A 21248-nucleotide genomic window follows, 5' to 3' on the forward strand; every position below is an offset into this window, starting at 1 on the left:
TATATATGACTTATGGTATTGCTTTATTTCCATCTAAAAGCCTTCGGGAGGAAGCTAATTCCTATAGAAAGAGATTTGACTCTCAATATGCAAACATTCCTCCTCATATTAAATTAACGGATCCTTTTGAACTAGAAGATGAGGAAGTGGATGCATTTATTACATCTCTTACTGAGCTAGCTCAAACTCAGGCCAAGGTAGTCATTGAGGTATACAAAGCTGATACCTTTATTCCTTTAAACAATAAAATTTTTCTTAAAATCCGTGAACATCAGACGTTATTTTCATTACACCAACGTCTTCATGAACCACCTTTTTCATCAGTCATGACTCATGCATTTGTTCCTCACATCACGATCGCTCAGGACCTTCCTAAAGCCGAAAGTGATGATCTTATAGGACAGTTAAAACTAAGTGGTTTTGCTCATAAGGAGACCATTTCCTCATTTGAATTGCTTAAGCAACAGGAAGATGGGAAATGGTCCATTGTTCAGTCGTTTGAATTAAAAGGGGATTGATGAAATGAATGTACGAACGTGGACGATTCAGATCGTCTCATCACAGCAAGAGTTAGAGCACGCCTATGCGGTTCGCCAACATGTCTTTGTAAAAGAACAAGGGGTCGCTGCTGAGCTAGAGCGTGACAAAGAGGATGCGAATGCTACTCATTTTGTCTTGTATGATCAAAAAACACCAAGTGGAGCAGGTAGATTCCGAATAATAGGTTCAGATGCTAAGATTGAACGCGTGTGCATTATAAAAAGCCTTAGAGGCTCTGGCGCGGGAGCTGCGTTAATGCAAGCGATAGAACAAGAGGCATTTGCTCAAGGCTTGCAACGTGTGCGCTTAAACGCCCAGTTACATGCGAGTGAGTTTTATCACCATCTTGGATATACTACTTGCTCAGATGAATTTATGGATGCTGGCATCCCCCATGTTACGATGGAAAAAATGTTAGCTACAAACTAAAAGAAACGGTTCAGAGGCACCTGCCTACTGAACCGTTTCTTTGTTATTGAAGTAATTTATCCTGAACCGATGCTAGCTTACTTTCCATTGTCTGATTTTTATCTCTGCGGTCATCGATACGAATGTTTGTTGCCACTCTTTTAATTCCCTGCTTAAAAGGAACCTCATGGATCGCTTGAATGACCTCAAATAAGATAGGCAATTCTCCCTCAATTAATGTGCTCATAGGAGTTAGCTGGTACGAGATTTTTCCTTCATAGGATTGCAATACTTCTTGAATACTAGCTACATATGAACTTACACTTGGTCCTTCTGTTCCAATAGGGATGATCGTTACATCTACAATCGCCATTTGTCTCTTCCTTTCTTTTCTTATTCTTTTGATTCGATGAGGAAATTCTTTTTCAGCTAATAATCGATAGGAGGTGATTGCGGCTACTAGATGTTTCTTATCAGGTTCTCTAGTTGTCACATACCTTTGTAAAAAAGAAGACACTGGCAGGATGAATTTCTTTGGCCAGAATGTAATTAATTTCTCAGTAAAAATAGTAGGTATTAATGCACTATATGAAGCTATGCTTAGTGAAAGAGCTGGATCCATACTCATGAGTAAGGAAATAAGAAACACACATATCACACTTGTAAAATAAACAACAATGACATTCGTTGAACAGCCACGATTCACAATAGATGCTTTTTTTATCCTTCCCATTCTCGCAGTAGAAATAATCCCCTTTGTACTAAACACCTTATGTTCGGCACAATGATACTGCTTTAAGGGCTTAGGAAAGAGTAAATGCATACCTAAAAGAGCGTATAAGATTAGATAGATTGGAAGTCCTTCCATGTTCCACAAAAGTGGAGGAATAATCATCCCTGCTATAACTGAAGTAGGCAGCAACCAAAATCGAGTCGGAATACCCGTCCATAGCTCTTTCAGCGCCCAGCCATATGTCTTCATAGAATGAGGCGCAATCCAAGAATGAAGCTCTCCTTTTCTATGACTTGCACATGCAATGTAACGACCTGTCATATAGAAGATGCCTCTTTGAAACGACATCCCTCTAACGAACATACGACGCAACCTCAATTTCTTCTACCCAATGAGGCACGCTTAAAGCCTCCCCAAATGATGGATCCTCAAATGAAGCATCCTCTAACTCAAGCGGAGAGTGTTCTGACCATGTATGTAATAGAAATAAATCGAGATCCTCTGCTGAGTATTCACTGGACGTAAGCTCGATATACACACTCCCTCTATTCCCTAAGCTTCTATTTTCCTCAAGACGATTAGGGAACGAAACGATCCAGCCGTTATCAACCTGTTCTCCGTCTGCTTCATAAAGCACACCATCAGAAGCATGCAGTTCAAGATACACATTCTCAATCGGACCCTTCACACCTATGTAATCATCTCCAAACATCCCGTCCGTTGGCATTGAAGGCCATTCCCAGGCTACCTCTATCAAAGTTCCTCTTTCATTTGCATCCCAGTCTATGTTCTCTTGTAAAGTCGCATTTGTCGATTCATTTGATTCTTCATCTATTAAATAAAAATATCCACCAATGGCCATTGTCAGCATTAAGATGGCAGGAAGTAAAAACACAATAAAATGATTTCCGAAAAACTTCATATAATTTCCCCCAAAATATATACTACTGACTACGTTATCATGAATTGTAGGAAAGAGAAAGATTCAAAGTAATCCGTTCACTCGTTAGAACGATGTCGGTTGGCGGCTTGGTTTATAGGACCACTTCCACTACCAATCGCTATCCCTTCTTTAATAGCATTATTCATAAAAGACTTTGCCGTTTGGACAGCTGTAATTACGTCAACCCCTTTAGCAAGCTCCGCTGCGATTGCAGATGCTAATGTGCAACCAGTGCCATGTGTGTGACGCTGTTTAATACGTGGAGAAGAAAAGTGATGAACGGTTTCTCCATCAAACAATAAATCTATAGACTGGTCTGAAGGAAGATGCCCTCCTTTTAACAGCACATAAGGCGCTCCAAAGTCATACAGCTTTATGACCGCTTCCTCCATCTCCTTAACAGATTCAATAGGTGGACATTCAAGCAGTATGGCTGCTTCTAGCAAGTTTGGAGTAACCACTTTAGCCATAGGCCATAGCATCTTCTTCAAAGTTATAATAGCGTCTTGACGCGTAAGCTCAGAACCAGAGGTTGAACCGAGTACGGGATCGATGACCACACGATCTATTTGATAGGTCGCTAGCATATCCGCGATAACCATGATATGTTCACTTGAAACTAGCATTCCCGTTTTGATTGCATCTGCGCCAATATCACTTAATACAGACTCTAGCTGTTGATGTAGCATAGCAGGGGGAATCGGCAAGACCGATTGTACGCCAAGTGTGTTTTGAGCCGTAATGGCCGTAATAGCACTCATTCCATACGTATCGAGCTCTTGAAATGTCTTTAAATCGGCTTGGATACCAGCTCCCCCACTGCTGTCTGATCCGGCAATCGTTAGTACTTTTTTTAGACTCATTAGACCCTACCCCTTTTGTTATGAAAATCGTTCAGGTGCAAAGCGCTCCATCTGTATAGAAGTCGATTGCTTAGAGACCATATCGGCTACAACCTCTGCGGTCACAGGACTGAGTAGAATACCGTTTCGATAATGCCCTGCTGAGAAAATCACACGATTGGCCTGCTGTAAACGCCCAATTAACGGGTAACCATCCTGGGTAGCTGGACGTAAGCCTGCCCATTGGTGGAATGGACGTAGCTGTTTGAGAAACGGGAGAATGTGGTAGTTCCAATTTGTTAATCGTCGAATCCCTTTCTCCGTAACAGAGGTTTCAAAACCTGCTATATCTTCAGAAGCACCATTAACTAGCGTTCCATTCTCTTTTGCTACAAGATAACCTTGGCTGGAATAAAGGATATGGTTAATACGGGCAGGCTCAAGCTGATACGCACAGATTTGGCCCCTTATTGGATAAATGGGAAATTGCAATGAGAAGACATCTTCATACTCTTTGGCCCATGCCCCTGATGAAATCACTAGCTGATCCCCTTCAAATACTCTGCCATCCTTACTCGTAAGGCGAATAGAATTCTCCCATTCGTGAAGTTTAATTTCCTGCAGATGATCGTAAAGCTCTACTCCGCTTTTTTCGCAAGCTACCTCTAACGATTTTACATAATCTGGAGCATAGACATGACTTTCCTCGGGATAGTGGATCGCACCTATAATTTCATTCGATAATTCAGGCTCTAATTGTTTTAATGCTGACTGTTCAAGAATTCGAGCCTCCACTCCAAACTCTTTCTGCCAGCTTTGCCTTGTTTCCATTGAAAGTAAATCTGCCTCATGATAGATACAATGCAAACTTCCCGATTCAGTGTATTCAAATGGGAGTTGAGAGACTTCCTTAATATCCTGCTGCCATTTCTTAAAAGACCTTAGACTCTTTAAACAAAGTCGAAAGAAATCATCCGGGTCTTCTCCAATCTCTGAATAAGGAGCAAGCATGCCAGCTGCTGCTCCCGAAGCCTGTCCACCAAAGGAGTGAATTTCAAGAATAGCTACTTCAAATCCTCTACGTCTCAGCTCAAATGCTGTGGACAAACCAATGACTCCGCCCCCAAGAATAATAATTCGTTCGGCCATTGCTTCTCACTCATTTCTCTATTTAACAATTAATGACTCATATTGGCTGCTAGCTGTTGCGTAAGGCTTCTTTGGAATTCGTCCTGCCTTAAATGACATGCGTCCTGCTTGAATAGCTAGCTTCATTGCTTCTGCCATCCGTACTGGATCCTTAGCCTTGGCAACCGGTGTGTTCATTAAAACACCATCTACCCCAAGCTCCATAGCTTGAGTGATATCAGCAGCTGAACCTAAACCAGCATCAACGATAATTGGCACATTAGCTTCCTCAACAATTAAGCCGATATTGTAAGGGTTTAATATTCCAAGACCTGTTCCAATTGGAGAACCACCAGGCATGACAGCTGCTGCTCCCGCTTCTTCCAAGCGCTTAGCTAGGATAGGATCATCTGAAGTGTACGGAAGAACCGTAAAGCCTTCCTGGACCAATATTTCGGTAGCTTTTAACGTTTCGATCGGATCAGGTAAAAGTGTTTTTTCATTTGCACTAATTTCTATTTTGATCCAATCACTTATACCCGATGCCTTAGCCAATCTAGCAATACGAACGGCCTCTTCAGCATTGCTTGCCCCCGATGTATTCGGCAAGTACGTGAAGACGTCTGATTCCAAGTGCTGCAGGATGGCGTCCTCATCAGGATTAGATAAGTTTACTCTGCGAATGGCAAACGTTAAAATTTCTGCTTCAGCAGCTTTAATCGCTTCATTCTGAACAAATGGATTGGGGTATCTGCCTGTCCCAAGTAAAAAACGAGATGAAAATGTCCGTCCAGCTATTGTCAGTAAGTCCTTGCTCATTATTAACCTCCTCCTACAAAATGAACTAATTCTATCTTCATACCTTCTTTTAATTCAAACTGGGTACGCTCTTCCTGGCCGATAATGAGGCCGTCCACTTCTGTAACTACAAGCTGCTGATTGATTTTATATTGTTCAACAAGCTCATAAAGTGTCTTAACATCAACAGAAGATTGCTCCCCATTAACTAGAAGCTTCATCCTCTCGCCTCCTCATACTCTTGCATTAAACCTATAATCTCCTCGCAACGTGCTTTGACATCTTCAGCTGCAACAATTTCTGTAATCATACAAACTCGTTTAGCACCAGCTTCCATCACCTGCTTCAAATTGTGCCGCTTAATTCCACCAATTGCTACATAAGGAATGGAAATGTCTTCTTCAATTTGAGCAATATAAGATGTTGTAACGGGATCGACTACATCCTCCTTACTTTTTGTAGGGAAGATCGGGCCTACTCCAATATAGTCTGCCCCACCTGCTTCAGCTGCTTTTGCTTCATCAATATGGTGTGTCGAAATACCAATAATCATATCGGGCCCTACGACTTTACGCGTTTCCGCAAGTGGCAGATCATCCTGACCGACGTGAATTCCATCTGCCCCTACAGCCATGGCTACATCAAGATGGTCGTTTACTATAAACGTTACGTTGTGTTTAGAAGTAAGCTCCCTTAATTGTTGTGCTTTTTTTAATACGTTCTTCTTGCTGCTTTTTTTATCTCGTAATTGGATGATATCCACTCCACCCAAAATAGCTTGCTCCATAACCTCTACAAGCTCTCTTCCAGGATGGAATTCTTCACCTGTAATAGCATATAAACGAAAATCTTTCATGTTGGCCCCCTAAATATATTATAAAAAGCCGCACCCCAACGTTTGGAGTACGGCTAGAAAGTACATTCGCTTTATTAGTCGACTTTCCTACGCTGGTATCATCCAGATCAGGTACAAGGGTAAAAGGATTTCTCCTAATTCTCAGCCTCTGCGGCACCCCTAGTCATCATATTTATTTATACATCTAGTATGACAGAAAAAACGCTACTTGCAAAGCCATACGCTAGAACACCGAATACACCTGACCATCAAGAGTATGAATAAGCTGCTGATTCTGTTCACCTGTAAGTAACCAGTTTCCATCTGCTGATAATGTTAAAGTTTCCTGACTCTTCATTTCACCCAGTTTCCGATGTGTATCATGATACACATCGTATGCGAGGAGCTCAAATCCTTCTTTATAAGAAACATAATCTCCAGAGTGATGGGGTTTTAAGTAGTAAAACAGATCGTTTTCTCCATCGAATGCAAACGATGTAATCCACCATTGCTCAGAAAATGTATTAAGTACAGGAACAGAGATTGATGATATAGCCGCTTCACTATCAATAAATCTATAAGCTAATTCATCCGTATTCTCATCATGTTGGTTCACAATTAATGAACGCTCCCGATATAAGTTGGCGTAAAATAAACCCGAACCATACCAATCATCTAGCGTGCTGGTCCTGATATTAAATTGCTTTAGAGGCGCTTCAATTGAGGGTACCTGCCCCCACTCTAAGTAAGCTATGGAGTCAGGTGTATTCCAATGAAAATAACTGCTCTCAACAGCTATAGGTTCTATTTCATAATCAGTAATCGAACCGTGATAAACCTCCTGATTCCAGTCCGGTAGATAAGCAACTACCATGAACTCACTTTCTTGATAAGGACTCCAATAAACAGAAAACTCATCCCCTATTAACTTTGGCTCAAAAGCTGTTTCACCATTTGCATCCAACATATGCATCTCTATTTGATTCTCTTCATTAAAAAACTGCAACGCAAAATAATCAGCATTCTGACTTGCATCAATACGGTAAAAACTCTGCTCAGCAGAATAGAATAGCCTCTCTTCACCGGTATAAAGATTATGTATATAAACGTTAAAAGAGTCTTCTTCTGATAAAAGATAAAAAAGTGACTGCTTATCATACCATCCGATCACTTCAGGGAGCTGATCGTTATGTTGTGTAATAGGATGAACCATCACTTCTTCTGCCTGCTCCGTTTTTGTTCCATCTGACACATCAGAATTCTCATTAGAATGACAGCCAGCTAGCACCATTAACATCATAAAACCGATACTGTATTTCCTCATTAATCGGCCACCCTTTATCTCTCTACTTCTATTCTGACTCTCATTATTAGATCAAGTCTTTATTATTGTGTAAATAGTCATACCGATGCCTACCCGCTGCAACGGCAAATGTTCCCCCTATTTTGGGAGCGGTAGACGAAGAAACAAATCATGAGCCTCCTACTATCCATAAAACTCCTAGATTCCACATAAACTTGGACGCTGTCAATTATTAAAATTTATCTATATCTTTTAAAATCACAACGAATATAAGCCGAGGGAAGACTACTTCTTCCTTCAGCTTATCATTCACATTGAAATAAAGCGCGAACCAGCTATGCCTGGATTTGTCATCTCTTTAGGATTCAGAATTTCATTCAACTCTTCTTCAGAAAGAATTCCTCTCTCTAAACAAATTTCCCTCACTGGTCGACCCGTTTGGATGGCTTCTTTAGCGATCCGCGTAGCAACCTCATAGCCTACATGTGGGTTAATTGCTGTAACAATTCCGACACTGCCTTCTACAAGCCCTAGGCATCGTTCTACATTAGCAGTAATACCTTCAATAGCATATTCTCTAAATACGGTCATTCCATTATGGAGAATAGAAAACGACTGTAACAAATTAAAAACTAAAACAGGCTCCATTACATTTAACTCTAATTGACCAGCCTCAGATGCCAAGCTGATCGTATGGTCATTTCCAATGACTTGAAATGATAATTGATTAATTACCTCACACATTACAGGATTAACTTTGCCAGGCATAATTGATGAACCGGGCTGGCGGGGAGGAAGATTAATCTCATTAAAGCCTGTGCGTGGACCAGAGCTCATTAAACGAATGTCATTGGCCATTTTAGAAAGATTAATTGCTAATATCTTTAATGCACTAGAGACTTCAGTGTAAGCATCTGTATTTTGTGTAGCATCAACTAGATTCTCTGCCTTTTGAAAAGGATGTCCTGTAATATCAGCCAAATAGTCTGACACTTTATCGATATACTCCGGCAAGGCATTTAACCCTGTACCTACGGCTGTCGCCCCCATATTCACTTCATACAAATGTCCGACAGATCTTTTCACACGACCCAAATCACGCATCAAAGCGCGTTTATAGGCTCCGAACTCCTGTCCAAGTCTAATTGGTACAGCATCCTGTAAATGTGTCCTTCCCATCTTTAGAACGGAATCAAACTGCTTTTCTTTGACCTCCATTGCCTGTATCAATTGAGATAACGATTCCTCTAATTGACCAGCAAGCTGTAAACAGGCAATATGAATAGCTGTAGGGAAAGCATCATTTGTTGATTGAGCCATGTTCACATGTGAATTCGGGCTCACACGGATGTATTCTCCCTTTTCCCCACCAAGTAGTTCAATTGCGCGGTTGGCAATCACTTCATTTGCATTCATATTAAAGGATGTGCCCGCTCCACCTTGGATGGCATCCACTACAAATTGATCTACCCACTGACCATTAATAATCTCGTCTGCCGCCTGAATGATCGCATCAGCAATATTCGTTTGTAATACACCGACATCTCGGTTAGCCATCGCTGCAGCTTTTTTTACATAACCAAATGCTCTAATCAATTCAGGATGTGGCGGGTACCCTGTGATGGGAAAGTTTTCTCTTGCTCTCATCGTCTGTATGCCATAATAGGCATCCTTTGGGACTTCTTTTTCACCTAATAAGTCTCGTTCAATTCGATACTCCATGTACAAACAGTTCTCCTTTAGACTTCTCTAGCTATTACATTATCCTATTCATTAACGTACGTTACGCTTTCCTCTTAGCCTCTAATGCAATCCATGCAGCTCCTACAATTCCTGCATCATTTCCAAGCTGCGCAATTTTTATATCGGCTGCTTCATACACCCGTTTCAAGGCAAATTTGGCGTAAACATCAATTAAAGGCTTCAATAGGGTTTGACCCCCTTTTGATACACCCCCGCCAATTACAATTTTACTTGGATTTAATGTATTTGCTAAATTAGCCAAAGCAAACCCTAAATAATACATGCTTTTCTCTACCACTGCCAGAGCTGCACGGTCTTCTTTTTCAGCTGCAACAAAAACATCCTTAGCCGTTAGTTGCTCCTTTTCTAATAATGGCTTTAGAGTACTTTCAGGGTGTGAGGGAATGATTTCGGCTGCTAGCTTCACAATGCCCGTCGCCGAAGAAACTGTTTCTAAACAACCAGCTTTTCCGCAATTACATAACCAGCCGTTTTCTGGAACTGCTGTAATGTGACCTAGCTCTCCTGCCATTCCATTGGAACCGTGTAAGATCTCCCCATTGGCAATCACTCCGCCACCAACTCCAGTGCCTAAAGTGATAAACAATACGTCCTTTGCCCCATCACCGGCTCCACGCCACATCTCCCCTAATGCTGCAATGTTCGCATCATTATCTATAGCGACCGGAACACCTAGCTCCTGTTCAAGCTCATCCTTTAGCGCAAAATCCTTCCAGCCTAAGTTAATGGCCTCATAGACAAAACCTGTTTCCATTTCTAAAAAGCCTGGTGCGCCTGCGCCAACAGCGGTGATAATTTCAGGTTGTTTTCCAAGCTCACTTAAGTTCCCACGGACGGCACGTCCAATATCGTTAACTACACTTGAGCCGCTTCCATCTTTGCTTGTGTCAATCTCCCACTTAGATATTATCTCACCTGACTCCGTAATAAATGCCAGCTTAATTGTTGTTCCACCAATATCAATTCCTACCAACCATTTTTCTTCTCCCATAGCTGCCCCCTACATCTCTGCGTTTTTTTCCTTTAGGATAATTGCCATTGCCTGTCTGTACTCTTTAGAGGAAAGTAAACCATTTGTTTTTAACGCCTTGACCTCTTCTTGTATCAGAGCTAAGTCTAATTCTTTGTTTCCAGTATAGATAAATGAACCATACTTTCTGATTTGCTGTAACAAATCATAATACGTGTACATAGGTCACCTCTATTTTATTATAACAGCTTAAAGAGTGTCACGAAAAGTAGCCAAATGAGCGGGAGAAAAGAAATATATGCAAATCGCCATAATTTTTGACGGATGTGAATTTGGATGAGTAATCCTATTGCAATCGCCAGAAAAAACACCATACTCATAAACAGTGTAAAAAATGTACGGTAACCAATCACGCCCCACTGAAATCCAATAAGAAAGAACAAGACAGCTAGTAAACAGACAATCGTTTTTTCATGAGGTGGAAAAAACCCATAGATAGGATGAAATCTTGTCAGAATGGCAATTAACACTAACAAACAACAAATGGCTAAAAAGAAATCAATAAAGCCAAATCCAAAAAAAGGTGTAAACACAACTCCAATAAACATTCCTGCATACGAAAAAATGAAGAAAAGGCCCGTTAGAATACCAATTTGAATAAACGGAGGCAGGACCCTTGGCCCTGCGAGTAGACCGCCAATGGCAATACCTATAGAAAACACAAAGAGAAAAATTGTAAGAAAAACCCACATAATCATGTGCCTCCTTTCACAAAGTACAGATATATATGTTATGTTTATGAGGTCAGAAGTAAAATCAGGACAATCAATATGATTTCAGGAGGCACCATCATCATGAAAAAAGTGAACGACATTCTTGAAGAAGCTATTTATGGCAAGCCAGAGATTCGCCCACAGGAAAGAAAGCTGTTTCTTTCAACTATAATGGAGCGCGTTTATCTTGCATTAACAATTAAACAAGTTCTTTCAAGTAATACCTATCAGCAAATTTCATCTATTATGCAATCAAAAAAAGACCTCCATCTTTATATAAATGGACATCTTTCTTATCAGTTCTATTCTAAATACACGAAGCTTGCTTCCACTCACTCCGTTCCTTTTACCATTGTAACTCCAACGGAAGGTATACCTACTGGACTTGTTCTTGCTAGCGCCAATTCTCCTGCTTCCCCATCTCCTGCATCAATCTTTGTAGAAGATAGCTTGCACGAAAAAGATATGAAAGAATTTAACAAGGATTAACGATCAGGATCTTTTGGGTGTAGCGCAGGGGGTCTTCGATTTTTAAGTGGCATGGGTGCTCGTAATAATACATCACGCATGGAACGATAATTAAAAGGGATGAACGGCCATAGATATGGGACGTTTAACACAGTGGTTCTTGTTAAAAGCAGGAGCCACAGCGTAACACTAATGATGTAGCCACTAATTCCAAACAACGCCGAGCACAGCAAAAAGAAGACGCGGAACAATCGATTCGCCAAGCTTAGCTCATAACTAGGTGTAGCAAATGAACCAATCGCTGCCATTGATAGATATAAAACTACTTCCGGTGAGAATAAACCAACTTCAATTGCTACTTCCCCAATTAATAAAGCAGCCACCAGCCCAAGTGCTGTAGCTAGGGCAGAAGGTGTATGTATTGAAGCCATTCGAAGCATCTCAATACCCGTCTCCGCGACTAAAAATTGAATAAACAGTGGTATTTCACCTGGTTTTTCTGAGCCGATAAATGAAATGGCCTCAGGTAGGTTCGAAGAGTGGGTCGCTAACAAATACCAAAGGGGTAACAAAAAGAGTGAGGACCAAACCGCCGCAAAGCGCACTAGCCTTAATGCTGCTCCGATAATTGGCTTCTGACGATATTCCTCTGCATGCTGCAGATGGTGCCAAAAGCTAGTTGGTGTAATAACTGCACTAGGTGAACCATCTACTAATATAATTAAATGACCCTCATATAAGTGGGTAGCACTAACATCCGGCCGCTCAGTGTATCGAACAAGCGGGTAAGGATTCAGATGCTGACCAAAGACAAATTCTTCAATCGTTTTATCCGCCATTGGTAATCCATCGGTTCTTATGTGCTGCAGAGCTGAGTATATATGATCCACATAATCAGAAGCTGCGATATCTTCAATGTAAACGATGGCTAAATCTGATTTAGAACGCCTACCGACCTTCACATATTTAACTCTCAGAGTTCGGTCCCTAATTCTTCTCCTGATGAGTGCTGCATTCATAATAATTGTTTCAACAAATCCATCCTTAGAACCTCTTATTACCTGTTCTGTATCAGGTTCTTCAGGCGAACGCACCGGGTATTCCCGAGTATCCATTAGAATGACATTAGACATACCTTCTACTAATAAAGCGCATGGACCAGATAACACTTCATCCACCACTTGATTAAGGTCATCCGTTGATGAGAGCTCTATATACGGAATCACCTGTTGACTTAGATAATCTTCCACATGATGATCACGTAGTTTTTCTTTATCTAGGTAACGTAATTGTTTTTGTATTTCAGTAATCGCCGCGTCTTTCCCAAATCCATCTACTAAAAACAACGCCATGTTTTTTTCACCATGAAAAAGCTCTAAACAAATGAGGTCAAAGCTTTCATCAACGGCAAGCTCAGTCTTTAGATAGTGCAAATTTTCCTTATAAGAGGCTGTGATTTTGTGAGTCTTCTCATCCATATGACCACTCCTGTCCATATACATTATTCACCTGTTTAAGAGTAAACATGTATATGGTTCAGAAGTTTAGATCTGCCTTATCCTTCTGCCTGTAGCTGATCACGCAAGTCAAGATACAGCTGTTCTTCGGGTTGAATATCTATCGCTTCCTCTACAAGAGTAAGTGCTTCTTCTTCATTGCCTTCTAATGAATGAGCCAACGCTAGATTATAGAGTGCCTCATGAAAGGAAGCACGCATATCTATCGCTTCCTCTAATAAGGGGATCGCTTCTTCATTTCTTCCATCATTCAAATAAATATAGGCTAAATAGAATGGAATTTCGGGTAGTGAATGATTCCGATCTTGAGCACGTACTAAATATGGCTCGGCTTCTGCGTCACGATTCTCTTGTATTAATTCAGCAGCGATTTGTAGATCCGTTTCTGGCTGATACGCCGTATCATGAGTTCCAACAAACCAAAGAACAATCGAACCTACCACAACACTTACTAACGCAACAGACTGATACCACTTCCGCTTTTGGCCTGGCAATCCAACCACAGCTGCCGTTAAATAGCCACCAAAAAGTCCACCTAAGTGAGCACCCATATCAATTCCTTGCACCATGAACCCTAAAACAAGATTCAACAAAAGAATGAAAATAACATTTGCGCCCATTGTTCTTCTAAATAATTCACGATGAATAGATCCAAAATAAAGCAAGGCACCAAAGCATCCGAAAATAGCCCCAGAAGCTCCAGCTGACACGGCGTCCATAAAAGCAAAGCTAGCCAATGAACCTGTAACACCAGCTACCATATATACAACAAAAAAACGTATGGAACCAAAAATCCTTTCAACCAAGGTCCCCAAAAAGAATAGGGCTAAGGAATTCATAAATAAATGAAAAAATCCAATATGCAAAAACATAGAGCTAATCAAACGCCACCACTCGCCATCAGAGATGAGTGGATTATACTTCGCACCCCACTGAATTAGCGTTAATGTCGATGTGCTTCCCCCTGAATACTCTAGCCAAATAAACATCAAAGTAATAAGAGAAAGCATTGTGAACGTAACTATTGGTTTTCCGCGACTGAAGGTTTGCTCCTCTTCATCGCGTTTATGTTTAACTGAGCCTCTTACAGCATGTTGATACTCAAGAATACTACGCTCATAATCCTCTTGGGAAGAATTTAAATTCTCATCTTCCGGTAGCTTATAACTGGAGAGGTCACCCCTGATTAGCTCAAGCTGTTTCCTCTGATCATTTTCAAGCAAGTACGAATTCATTACAATTTTCTCGTTCTGACTACTCCTTTGCTTAAACAGGTGTTCCCAATCATCGACGGGAGGAAAAGCAGTCACAAAAACATTATCTACATGAATATGCGACCAATTTAACTGTTTCCGCAAAGAATCAAGCCTCTCAAAGGTATGATCTATTTGCTGCTTCATGTGGTTCGCCCAATCTATATCTGTACGAACAAGCCGAATCACCTTTTTTGATTTTCTTTGTTCATCTGTTAACCACACTTCATGATCTTGCAGGGACAAGACCTGATAATGCTGTTGAACAACCAGTGTATAGATAAATCTCCAATAATAAAAATCAGATCTTAATACATCCATAGCCGCACTCCTCAAGCAAACATACTTTAGCTATTATTTTTTTTAGTATAACAAGAGAAGACCTTACGATGACAGTTAGAACCACTGTATCTAAAAAATCCGCCTCAATTAGCAGGATGTGCTAACGAGTCGGATCTTTTTTAATCCATTCGTGGAACTTGGTCATTGTGGAAAACGATGCTGTATAATTTATCACGAACAAAAGGCAGCTTTAAAGCAAGATGAATGATCGTTCTGCGAAGAAGCTGGTATTTAAAGATACGATTAATCACTCGATATCTGTTTGTGACAAGAATATACACAGCGGTAAAAAGAGCGATAGCCGTTAGTAGATTACGAATAAGAATCTCCTCCTTTTTATTATACGTTGTGACGAAGGAGTGTTTTTTATCCATCTCCCCTTTAATTATTTTAAAGGGGATCTGTGACGATTAATCGCCAATATAACGACTGAAGAGGCTTTTTGCCCGATTAATTTCTTCTGTTCCCTGCACAAGAACTCGTCCATCCGGGAACAACACTAATTTCTCACCCTCATGCAACTGCGCACGGATCAGAAACGGGGTTTTTTTAACTTCACGTACAACCGGTTTTAATCGGGTATGCCACTCCTCCAGATTCATAGGTGTCGCATGATTAATTTGCACTGTCTCTCGGCCGCATAGCATCGACGTTTCATCTTCGCTTCGGTTAAGATGTGGATATTCCTGTTGTTGGCACGTCGGACATGTAGGCTTTGGTTTCAGAATTGAAATCTGATGCTGGCGGTTATTCCAGATATCTAGAGAGGTTAAGCTTTCATTTAACCGCTCTTTATTACCAGTTAACCATTTAAGTGTTTCTGTACATTGTAATGAAGCGACAATGTCTACAATCGGACTGATGACGCCCACCGTGTCACATGTATCACCCGTTGAACCACCTGCCCCTATTAAGCAGGAGAGGCAAGCTGTTCTGCCTGGAACAAACATTCCTGTAAGTCCTGTTGACCCAACTACCCCACCGTAAGCAAAAGGTATGCCCAGCTTAAAGCATGCATCATTTAACAGAAATCGTGTCTTAAAATTATCTGTTCCATCAACAACCACATCTATATCGCGAATAAACCCCATAATATTATTGGCATTTACATCTGCAACGCTGGCTTCAACTTCTACAGAAGAGTTCATTTTTCTTAACTTCACTTTGGCAGCTTCTGCTTTAGGTAAATGATCCGCCACATCTTGCTCATCATAAAGCATTTGCCTTTGTAGATTACTTAGCTCGACATAATCCCGATCAACCAAACGGACCAGACCAACTCCTGCACGCACAAGATGATTAGCAATAGCTGTTCCAAGAGCACCCATGCCTACAATTAATACTTTAGACTGTGACAGCTTTTCCTGCCCAGATTCTTTTATTCCTGAGAATAGCACTTGTCTTGAATATCGTTCCATCTCTCTATTCATGTAAATCCCCTGCCTCACAATATCATATAGGCAAATCCAGCGCCGGTAATGGCTCCCATTACCGTACAAAGCGCATTAACTGTGTCATTCGTCACCCATGTTAAGCCATCTTTGTGAACCGTATTCTGACCACAATGAATAAGCTTTTCTGTTGTCTGATCACATATGTCACATTTGTAAGAAACCTGTATGGTCGCACCTAAGACCGTATCTGTCAGATTCCCAACAAAACCTGCCACTATAATTGCACATATTAACGGGAATTGCCATTCAATTGAACTCCAACTAAATAAAACGGTTCCACTAGCAATGAGGGTGCTGCCTGCGAAAGCTGCGAGCGTTCCGAGTAAAGTGACAGCCCCGGATGTTCCAGTGGAGACACGCTTGAAAGATAACACATGAAAGGGCAGACTTTTGCTTAATTTTCCAATCTCAGACGCCCAAGTATCTGAATTGGCAGCAGCTAAGCTTGCTATAAACATTACCTGGTATATATCAGATGGATCAATGGCATATAGCACAGCAATTGCAGCTGCAACTCCTCCATTGGCTAGAACCTGAACCTCATCACGTTGGTTTCCCTTTAGCGTCATTTGATCCATATCTTTAGACGAGAAGATAGAGCTAAGAGCAGATGAGCTAATAAAAAAAGCTGCCAGTAACAATAACCCACTTAACCCAAAACCGTAACAAATCGCTATACCTACAACAATCGAGGCGCACGCTCCTAGCTTTGTTAACTTTTTAAGACGGTAGGCAGTTAACGCGATGCCTATCACGCCGAGATATAATAGTATATTCATCGGATAATTCCTCCTGGGGAGACTATATGATCAACAGCTCGATCATGATCCTCCATTGGAATCTCAGCTACTAGCTGACAAGAAAAAAGCAGGGCTACGGTTTCGCCAGAAAAATGTGGCAAGTAGCGATCATAGTATCCCCCTCCAAGCCCCAAACGAGAGCCTTCTCTAGTAAATGCCATGCCAGGAACAATCATTGTATGTATTTCTTCTGCAGCTCTCTGGATAGTAGTGGATGGAATTGGCTCCATTAAACTAAAAACCGATTCTTCAAGCTGAGATGAATCATGTACTTCATAAAAATGCATAGCTCTTGTTTCCTTTGTAATTCGTGGAAGTACAACGGTTTTTCCCTCTTCCCATGCTTTATTAATCAATAAAGTCGTGTCAACTTCGGGAAACCTGGAAACGGTGAGAGCAATGGTTTGTGCATCTTTCCAATAAGGCTGCTCAAATAATACAGCAGCAATTTGCATAGAGAGGCGATGGTGTTCTTCTTTAGATATATTTATTAATTTGTCTAAAACATTCGCTCGAATCAAACGTTTGGCTTCCTTCATGGCCACACCTCCCTGCTTTTAATCAAAAAAAATAAGCGGCGTAATCGCCTGCTTATTTTGTCTCGCGGTGAAGTGTGTGGCGCTTAAGGCGCGGGCTATACTTTTTAAGCTCAATACGTTCAGGGTTTGTTCGCTTGTTTTTAGAAGTGATGTACGTACGATCACCAGTTTCCGTGCAAGCAAGAGTAACTTGTACACGCATAAATTTATCCCTCCAAACATTCCTTACTGTCATACTTGATTATGATAGCAAATCGTCTTGAACTAATCAAGTGTTTTTTCTTTACAGTCTACATTCACATAATTAATTCTTGCTGAATGGCTAAATGCGCCTTCTCTAAACCCGTAAGACTATCATGACTGACAACCCACATGGCCCCTTTCAGCTCTTGCCCCGACTCCATTTTCACATCGATCACAATCATACTCTCAGATGAACCAGAAGCCAGTGGTGAAAATTGTATTGTACCTAGCGTATCATCCCAGTTTCTTTCGAATGACCCTGCTTCATACCGAACTGCTACATCTTCGGAAAATCTTGCCGCTACCAATGTACTTATATACTGTTGATGATGGATAAGTGCTCTCTCCTCCGGTACAAAAAATGTAACATGCTCATCGGCCTGCGGAAGAAGGGATTGCTGGTGAAGCAACAGTTTAAAGCTAAGTTCCCTGTCAGATTGATTTTTTAATGTTAGCATACGGATAAATCCTAGATTTGATTGATCAGGTCGATCAAAGGCCGTCACTAACAAATGCATTTTTCTGTGGTAAGCATGACTAACAAGTAATGAGTCTTTTTGGTAATAACCAGGGAAGAGATCCCACTCACTTGTGGAGAACCAAGATGTGCCCTTGTCCGTCCAAATACCCAGCCTCGTTTTTGGCACAACTAAATCTTTTTCATGTGACAGCATGGCTTGACGGTTTGATTCGAATTTCAGTTGACCATCAATGTTCATAGATGATGATCTCTTATTTGCCGATAGTGGATGCACTCGAGATAACTGTCGTTCTTCACTCCAGATAAAATGTTCTGTACGAATCGGATTCATGATAAACACTCCTTTAATGTGCACTTAGTTTGTTTGTTTGAAACACACGGTCATATTCAATACCAGTTTGTATGGCGGATTGCTCCCAGCTAAAATGACGAGTTACGTAATCAGCGGCTGCCCGACCTAATCTGCCTATCAATGAAGGATTCTCTTGTAAATGTATCAATATTTCACACAAGCCTTTAACATCTCCTGGCTCAAACAGCATCCCTGTCTCACCATTTGTTATTAATTCCTTTAAGCCCCCAACCTTTGAGGCAACTACTGCTTTACCAGCATACATAGCCTCTAGAGCGACTAATCCAAACGGTTCGTAATCACTCGGTACCACAATAATTTGAGAAAGAGCTAAAGCTTGAGAGCATTGTTTATCATCTAAAAATCCTGTTAGATGAACTCGATTTCCAAGCTTATAATCTGTAATAAGCTCCTCCAGTACAGTCTTATAGGGGCCTTCTCCTGCAATTTTCACATTCATGACTATGGAATCGCCAAGCTCATATAAGGCAGTTAATAATGTCTGAAACCCTTTCTCAGGAACTAAACGACCAAAGCTAAATATCTGCAAAGTATCTATCGTAGGAAGAGTGTAATTGTAACTTCTAGCTTCACTCACAGCATTCGGAATAATCGAAATTTTCTGTTCGGAGATTTTATAATAGTGGCTAAGCTCCTTTTTCATTGCTTGACTGCATACTATTAGATGTTTGGCCTCCTGCATCAGTCGCTGTTCTTTTGAATGAATCAGTTTTTGTCTTGTATTAAGATGTCCCTTTGTTCGCCCACATTCCGTTGCATGGATGGTAACCAAAATGGGGATTTCAAGTTTTTGTTTCAATCCAACTGCAGCAACTGCTACCAACCAGTCGTGCGCATGAATAAGATCTATTCTGTAGCTTTTAGCTAGCTCGACTCCTACCCTGACCATGGCAAAATTTAAGCCACCTATCCAATCATTAAAACTCCTCGCATCCGGCTGAAGGCTTTGAACCCGATGTACATGAATTCCATTTTCCTTCATATAAGGAAGACATCCCTCAACGTGACAGGTTACAACATGAATATCGTAATGCTGCTTAGCCAGTGCTTTTGCAAGTTCAAATACATGGACAGAAAGACCCCCAGCTATTACTGGCGGATACTCCCAACTAAGCATAAGTATCGTTTTCCTAGTAGTGAGCTTAGTTACATCTTGATTGTGATGACGACTGACGTTAAGGAAAGCTGTCCCTTGAACCTTTGGTAAAAAAGGATATTCGGCATATTGTTCATTTAATCTGGACGTTGTTGCTTCCCCAGAGATAAAAGCATTTAATAGAGCATGAAAACGTGTTTCGTGTTCTTTAATTCTTGAGACAGCATATTGAGTTGACGTATCCCCATCCATAATAAATGCCCAATCACTACTCGTGGCAAGCATCCATTCTCGGGCCAATTGATTAAATACATTTGTCTCAAATTCAGTTGCTTGATTGTTAAAACGATTTGCTAACGTTAGTAACGCCTCTTCCATTTGATGAAAGATTGGGTAAACCCAAGAATTTCGTTCATTTAACCATACACTTCCATCTCCATCACGTCCCCAAGTAGAAAAAGGTACTGAGACCGTTTCCAACGAATGACCATATTGACTAAGATAGATCTCCGGAGTAATCCAATGTACTGAGTCGGTCGAATCGTTTAATAACTGATTAATCCATAAGGGACCCTCAAACCACCAATGACCAAATAACTCTGCATCAAACGGAGTCATCATGAGGTATGGTGGCGAGCTAGAACGACCATGCTGATCCACTTGCTCATTAATAGACTGTCTAAAATGATCTGCATGCTCAATTACACGTTTTTTTGCACGCTCCGGTTCATACGCCGCTTTTTTCTCTACATCTCCAGTGATTCGGTTAAATTTCAGCCCAGAATCTATACGAATACCTTCCGGGTGCATGTAAGGCTTTATGTAAGCCCAATTACGCTCGTATGCTATGTCCCGATAGAATTCTCGATACCATTCATCTCCCGGGTAACCATCAGTAGAACTCCAAACCTTTGCTGATAACTCAGTATGACGTGCAAATAATGCCACTCCATTTGGACTAAGTACAGGAGAGCTCGTTCCATTCTTTGGACTTGGTTTAGCTAAGGATACTGTATGTTCATCTACAAAGGTATAGCATATCCCCTCCTCTGAGAGCACCTTGTCCACTAATTCATTAAAAGCACACTCCGGAGTCCAAAAACCGGTGGGTCGATAGTTAAAATGGTTCTCAAAGCATCTTAGCCCTTCCTGTACTTGAAGCCTAATTCCTTGTTCCGTTAAAAGGTATGGTAGAAAGGTATGCGTAGCTGATGACGTAATACAAGTCATTAATCCTCTTTTGTCCAATTGGATAATAGCATCCAGTACACGACCTTGCCACCTTTTTTGAAAAGACCGTATTCTCGCATACTTTTCTTTATAAAAATTCAATAATCCTGGTGAAACACCATTCTCCTTCTGAAAACGATATTCTTTTTTTAAAAGCTTTTCAGTATTTTTCAAATAAAGGTGATACCTCTTTTTTAATAGTGGATCAGCTAGCATCTCAATAAGTGGAGGAGAAATAGATAAGGTTACTGCGTGCGCCTTATTCGCTTGTTCTATAGCGTTTATTAAAGGAATATATGATTCTGTTATCGCCTCAAATAACCAATTCTCCTCTAGACGATGTTCTTCTAAGTGACGCACATAGGGTAGGTGGGCGTGCAGAACAATTGAATAAAATCCTTCTTTCATCACAACA

Annotated in this window: 24 protein-coding genes, 1 pseudogene and 1 riboswitch; of the genes and pseudogenes, 3 read left to right on the forward strand and 22 right to left on the reverse strand. The window is 40.9% G+C overall.

Annotated elements, in window-relative coordinates; genetic code table 11:
* Positions 1-5: 5 nt before the first annotated feature.
* Positions 6-518: a 2'-5' RNA ligase family protein gene (locus tag FN960_RS10100; RefSeq protein WP_143848591.1), complete on the forward strand. Its 513-nt coding sequence runs from the start codon at positions 6-8 to the stop codon at positions 516-518.
* A gap of 4 nt (positions 519-522) precedes the next feature.
* Positions 523-969, forward strand: coding sequence for a GNAT family N-acetyltransferase (locus FN960_RS10105; RefSeq protein ID WP_143848592.1), 447 nt, complete (start codon positions 523-525; stop codon positions 967-969).
* Between the two features lie 43 nt (positions 970-1012).
* Here FN960_RS10105 and FN960_RS23180 read toward each other — a convergent pair whose 3' ends face one another.
* From FN960_RS23180 to FN960_RS10165, 13 genes and pseudogenes are all read right to left on the reverse strand, one after another.
* A complete protein-coding gene (locus FN960_RS23180; protein WP_260681984.1) occupies positions 1013-1321 on the reverse strand; it encodes an MTH1187 family thiamine-binding protein in 309 nt (102 codons plus the stop codon).
* A gap of 69 nt (positions 1322-1390) precedes the next feature.
* Positions 1391-2044 (reverse strand): annotated as a pseudogene (locus FN960_RS23185) (DUF1385 domain-containing protein); the annotation flags it as partial.
* Entirely contained in the window at positions 2034-2603 is a 570-nt protein-coding gene (locus FN960_RS10115) for a hypothetical protein (RefSeq protein ID WP_143848594.1), read from the reverse strand. The pseudogene FN960_RS23185 and the gene FN960_RS10115, both read right to left, overlap by 11 nt.
* A gap of 77 nt (positions 2604-2680) precedes the next feature.
* Positions 2681-3487 (reverse strand): bifunctional hydroxymethylpyrimidine kinase/phosphomethylpyrimidine kinase, encoded by an 807-nt coding sequence (thiD, locus tag FN960_RS10120; protein WP_143848595.1) that lies wholly within the window; start codon positions 3485-3487, stop codon positions 2681-2683.
* 18 nt (positions 3488-3505) lie between these two features.
* A complete protein-coding gene (thiO, locus tag FN960_RS10125; protein WP_143848596.1) occupies positions 3506-4615 on the reverse strand; it encodes a glycine oxidase ThiO in 1110 nt (369 codons plus the stop codon).
* 18 nt (positions 4616-4633) lie between these two features.
* Complete coding sequence (locus FN960_RS10130) at positions 4634-5413, reverse strand: thiazole synthase (RefSeq protein WP_143848597.1); 780 nt, start codon at positions 5411-5413, stop codon at positions 4634-4636.
* A 2-nt stretch (positions 5414-5415) separates the two neighbouring features.
* Positions 5416-5613: a sulfur carrier protein ThiS gene (gene thiS, locus FN960_RS10135; RefSeq protein ID WP_143848598.1), complete on the reverse strand. Its 198-nt coding sequence runs from the start codon at positions 5611-5613 to the stop codon at positions 5416-5418.
* Entirely contained in the window at positions 5610-6248 is a 639-nt protein-coding gene (thiE, locus tag FN960_RS10140; protein WP_143848599.1) for a thiamine phosphate synthase, read from the reverse strand. Before thiE ends, thiS begins: the two co-directional genes overlap by 4 nt.
* A 67-nt stretch (positions 6249-6315) precedes the next feature.
* Positions 6316-6419: riboswitch (TPP riboswitch) on the reverse strand.
* A 52-nt stretch (positions 6420-6471) separates the two neighbouring features.
* On the reverse strand, positions 6472-7551 hold the full coding sequence (locus FN960_RS10145) for a YqgU-like beta propeller domain-containing protein (protein ID WP_143848600.1): 1080 nt from the start codon (positions 7549-7551) through the stop codon (positions 6472-6474).
* Between the two features lie 288 nt (positions 7552-7839).
* Positions 7840-9252: an aspartate ammonia-lyase gene (gene aspA / locus FN960_RS10150; RefSeq protein ID WP_143848601.1), complete on the reverse strand. Its 1413-nt coding sequence runs from the start codon at positions 9250-9252 to the stop codon at positions 7840-7842.
* Between the two features lie 61 nt (positions 9253-9313).
* Complete coding sequence (locus tag FN960_RS10155) at positions 9314-10285, reverse strand: ROK family glucokinase (protein ID WP_143848602.1); 972 nt, start codon at positions 10283-10285, stop codon at positions 9314-9316.
* Positions 10286-10294: 9 nt separating this feature from the next.
* Positions 10295-10486: a YqgQ family protein gene (locus FN960_RS10160; protein WP_143848603.1), complete on the reverse strand. Its 192-nt coding sequence runs from the start codon at positions 10484-10486 to the stop codon at positions 10295-10297.
* A gap of 17 nt (positions 10487-10503) precedes the next feature.
* Complete coding sequence (locus FN960_RS10165) at positions 10504-11016, reverse strand: hypothetical protein (RefSeq protein ID WP_143848604.1); 513 nt, start codon at positions 11014-11016, stop codon at positions 10504-10506.
* A gap of 102 nt (positions 11017-11118) precedes the next feature.
* On the opposite strand from FN960_RS10165, the gene FN960_RS10170 reads away from it, so the two are divergent.
* On the forward strand, positions 11119-11526 hold the full coding sequence (locus FN960_RS10170) for a YueI family protein (RefSeq protein WP_185971002.1): 408 nt from the start codon (positions 11119-11121) through the stop codon (positions 11524-11526).
* On the opposite strand, the gene FN960_RS10175 is transcribed toward FN960_RS10170, so the two are convergent.
* From FN960_RS10175 to FN960_RS10215, 9 genes are all read right to left on the reverse strand, one after another.
* On the reverse strand, positions 11523-12983 hold the full coding sequence (locus FN960_RS10175; protein ID WP_143848606.1) for a spore germination protein: 1461 nt from the start codon (positions 12981-12983) through the stop codon (positions 11523-11525). The genes FN960_RS10170 and FN960_RS10175 overlap by 4 nt on opposite strands.
* Before the next feature lie 77 nt (positions 12984-13060).
* Positions 13061-14596, reverse strand: a complete 1536-nt coding sequence (locus FN960_RS10180) for a rhomboid family intramembrane serine protease (RefSeq protein ID WP_143848607.1) — start codon at positions 14594-14596, stop codon at positions 13061-13063.
* 140 nt (positions 14597-14736) lie between these two features.
* Positions 14737-14991, reverse strand: coding sequence for a protein YqgO (gene yqgO / locus FN960_RS10185; protein ID WP_143848608.1), 255 nt, complete (start codon positions 14989-14991; stop codon positions 14737-14739).
* A 36-nt stretch (positions 14992-15027) separates the two neighbouring features.
* A complete protein-coding gene (locus FN960_RS10190; protein WP_143848609.1) occupies positions 15028-16047 on the reverse strand; it encodes a ThiF family adenylyltransferase in 1020 nt (339 codons plus the stop codon).
* Between the two features lie 14 nt (positions 16048-16061).
* Positions 16062-16850 carry a DUF92 domain-containing protein gene (locus FN960_RS10195; RefSeq protein WP_260681976.1) on the reverse strand — a complete coding sequence of 263 codons (789 nt, stop codon included), beginning with the start codon at positions 16848-16850 and terminating at the stop codon, positions 16062-16064.
* Complete coding sequence (locus FN960_RS10200; protein WP_143848610.1) at positions 16847-17410, reverse strand: 5-formyltetrahydrofolate cyclo-ligase; 564 nt, start codon at positions 17408-17410, stop codon at positions 16847-16849. Before FN960_RS10200 ends, FN960_RS10195 begins: the two co-directional genes overlap by 4 nt.
* Before the next feature lie 52 nt (positions 17411-17462).
* On the reverse strand, positions 17463-17612 hold the full coding sequence (gene rpmG, locus FN960_RS10205) for a 50S ribosomal protein L33 (protein ID WP_054712094.1): 150 nt from the start codon (positions 17610-17612) through the stop codon (positions 17463-17465).
* A 94-nt stretch (positions 17613-17706) separates the two neighbouring features.
* Positions 17707-18465 (reverse strand): hypothetical protein, encoded by a 759-nt coding sequence (locus FN960_RS10210; protein WP_143848611.1) that lies wholly within the window; start codon positions 18463-18465, stop codon positions 17707-17709.
* A 13-nt stretch (positions 18466-18478) separates the two neighbouring features.
* Positions 18479-21241 (reverse strand): 1,4-alpha-glucan branching protein domain-containing protein, encoded by a 2763-nt coding sequence (locus tag FN960_RS10215; protein ID WP_185971003.1) that lies wholly within the window; start codon positions 21239-21241, stop codon positions 18479-18481.
* Positions 21242-21248: the final 7 nt, after the last annotated feature.

It is taken from the genome of Alkalicoccobacillus porphyridii (genome assembly GCF_007293315.1).
Lineage (GTDB): Bacteria > Bacillota > Bacilli > Bacillales > Bacillaceae_D > Alkalicoccobacillus > Alkalicoccobacillus porphyridii.

Coding starts and splice junctions, on each gene's coding strand:
- FN960_RS10100 (WP_143848591.1), top strand. CDS start 6: ATGACTTATGGTATTGCTTTATTTCCATCTAAAAGCCTTCGGGAGGAA.
- FN960_RS10105 (WP_143848592.1), top strand. CDS start 523: ATGAATGTACGAACGTGGACGATTCAGATCGTCTCATCACAGCAAGAG.
- FN960_RS23180 (WP_260681984.1), bottom strand. CDS start 1,321: ATGGCGATTGTAGATGTAACGATCATCCCTATTGGAACAGAAGGACCA.
- FN960_RS10115 (WP_143848594.1), bottom strand. CDS start 2,603: ATGAAGTTTTTCGGAAATCATTTTATTGTGTTTTTACTTCCTGCCATC.
- thiD (WP_143848595.1), bottom strand. CDS start 3,487: ATGAGTCTAAAAAAAGTACTAACGATTGCCGGATCAGACAGCAGTGGG.
- thiO (WP_143848596.1), bottom strand. CDS start 4,615: ATGGCCGAACGAATTATTATTCTTGGGGGCGGAGTCATTGGTTTGTCC.
- FN960_RS10130 (WP_143848597.1), bottom strand. CDS start 5,413: ATGAGCAAGGACTTACTGACAATAGCTGGACGGACATTTTCATCTCGT.
- thiS (WP_143848598.1), bottom strand. CDS start 5,613: ATGAAGCTTCTAGTTAATGGGGAGCAATCTTCTGTTGATGTTAAGACA.
- thiE (WP_143848599.1), bottom strand. CDS start 6,248: ATGAAAGATTTTCGTTTATATGCTATTACAGGTGAAGAATTCCATCCT.
- FN960_RS10145 (WP_143848600.1), bottom strand. CDS start 7,551: ATGAGGAAATACAGTATCGGTTTTATGATGTTAATGGTGCTAGCTGGC.
- aspA (WP_143848601.1), bottom strand. CDS start 9,252: ATGGAGTATCGAATTGAACGAGACTTATTAGGTGAAAAAGAAGTCCCA.
- FN960_RS10155 (WP_143848602.1), bottom strand. CDS start 10,285: ATGGGAGAAGAAAAATGGTTGGTAGGAATTGATATTGGTGGAACAACA.
- FN960_RS10160 (WP_143848603.1), bottom strand. CDS start 10,486: ATGTACACGTATTATGATTTGTTACAGCAAATCAGAAAGTATGGTTCA.
- FN960_RS10165 (WP_143848604.1), bottom strand. CDS start 11,016: ATGTGGGTTTTTCTTACAATTTTTCTCTTTGTGTTTTCTATAGGTATT.
- FN960_RS10170 (WP_185971002.1), top strand. CDS start 11,119: ATGAAAAAAGTGAACGACATTCTTGAAGAAGCTATTTATGGCAAGCCA.
- FN960_RS10175 (WP_143848606.1), bottom strand. CDS start 12,983: ATGGATGAGAAGACTCACAAAATCACAGCCTCTTATAAGGAAAATTTG.
- FN960_RS10180 (WP_143848607.1), bottom strand. CDS start 14,596: ATGGATGTATTAAGATCTGATTTTTATTATTGGAGATTTATCTATACA.
- yqgO (WP_143848608.1), bottom strand. CDS start 14,991: ATGGATAAAAAACACTCCTTCGTCACAACGTATAATAAAAAGGAGGAG.
- FN960_RS10190 (WP_143848609.1), bottom strand. CDS start 16,047: ATGAATAGAGAGATGGAACGATATTCAAGACAAGTGCTATTCTCAGGA.
- FN960_RS10195 (WP_260681976.1), bottom strand. CDS start 16,850: ATGAATATACTATTATATCTCGGCGTGATAGGCATCGCGTTAACTGCC.
- FN960_RS10200 (WP_143848610.1), bottom strand. CDS start 17,410: ATGAAGGAAGCCAAACGTTTGATTCGAGCGAATGTTTTAGACAAATTA.
- rpmG (WP_054712094.1), bottom strand. CDS start 17,612: ATGCGTGTACAAGTTACTCTTGCTTGCACGGAAACTGGTGATCGTACG.
- FN960_RS10210 (WP_143848611.1), bottom strand. CDS start 18,465: ATGAATCCGATTCGTACAGAACATTTTATCTGGAGTGAAGAACGACAG.
- FN960_RS10215 (WP_185971003.1), bottom strand. CDS start 21,241: ATGAAAGAAGGATTTTATTCAATTGTTCTGCACGCCCACCTACCCTAT.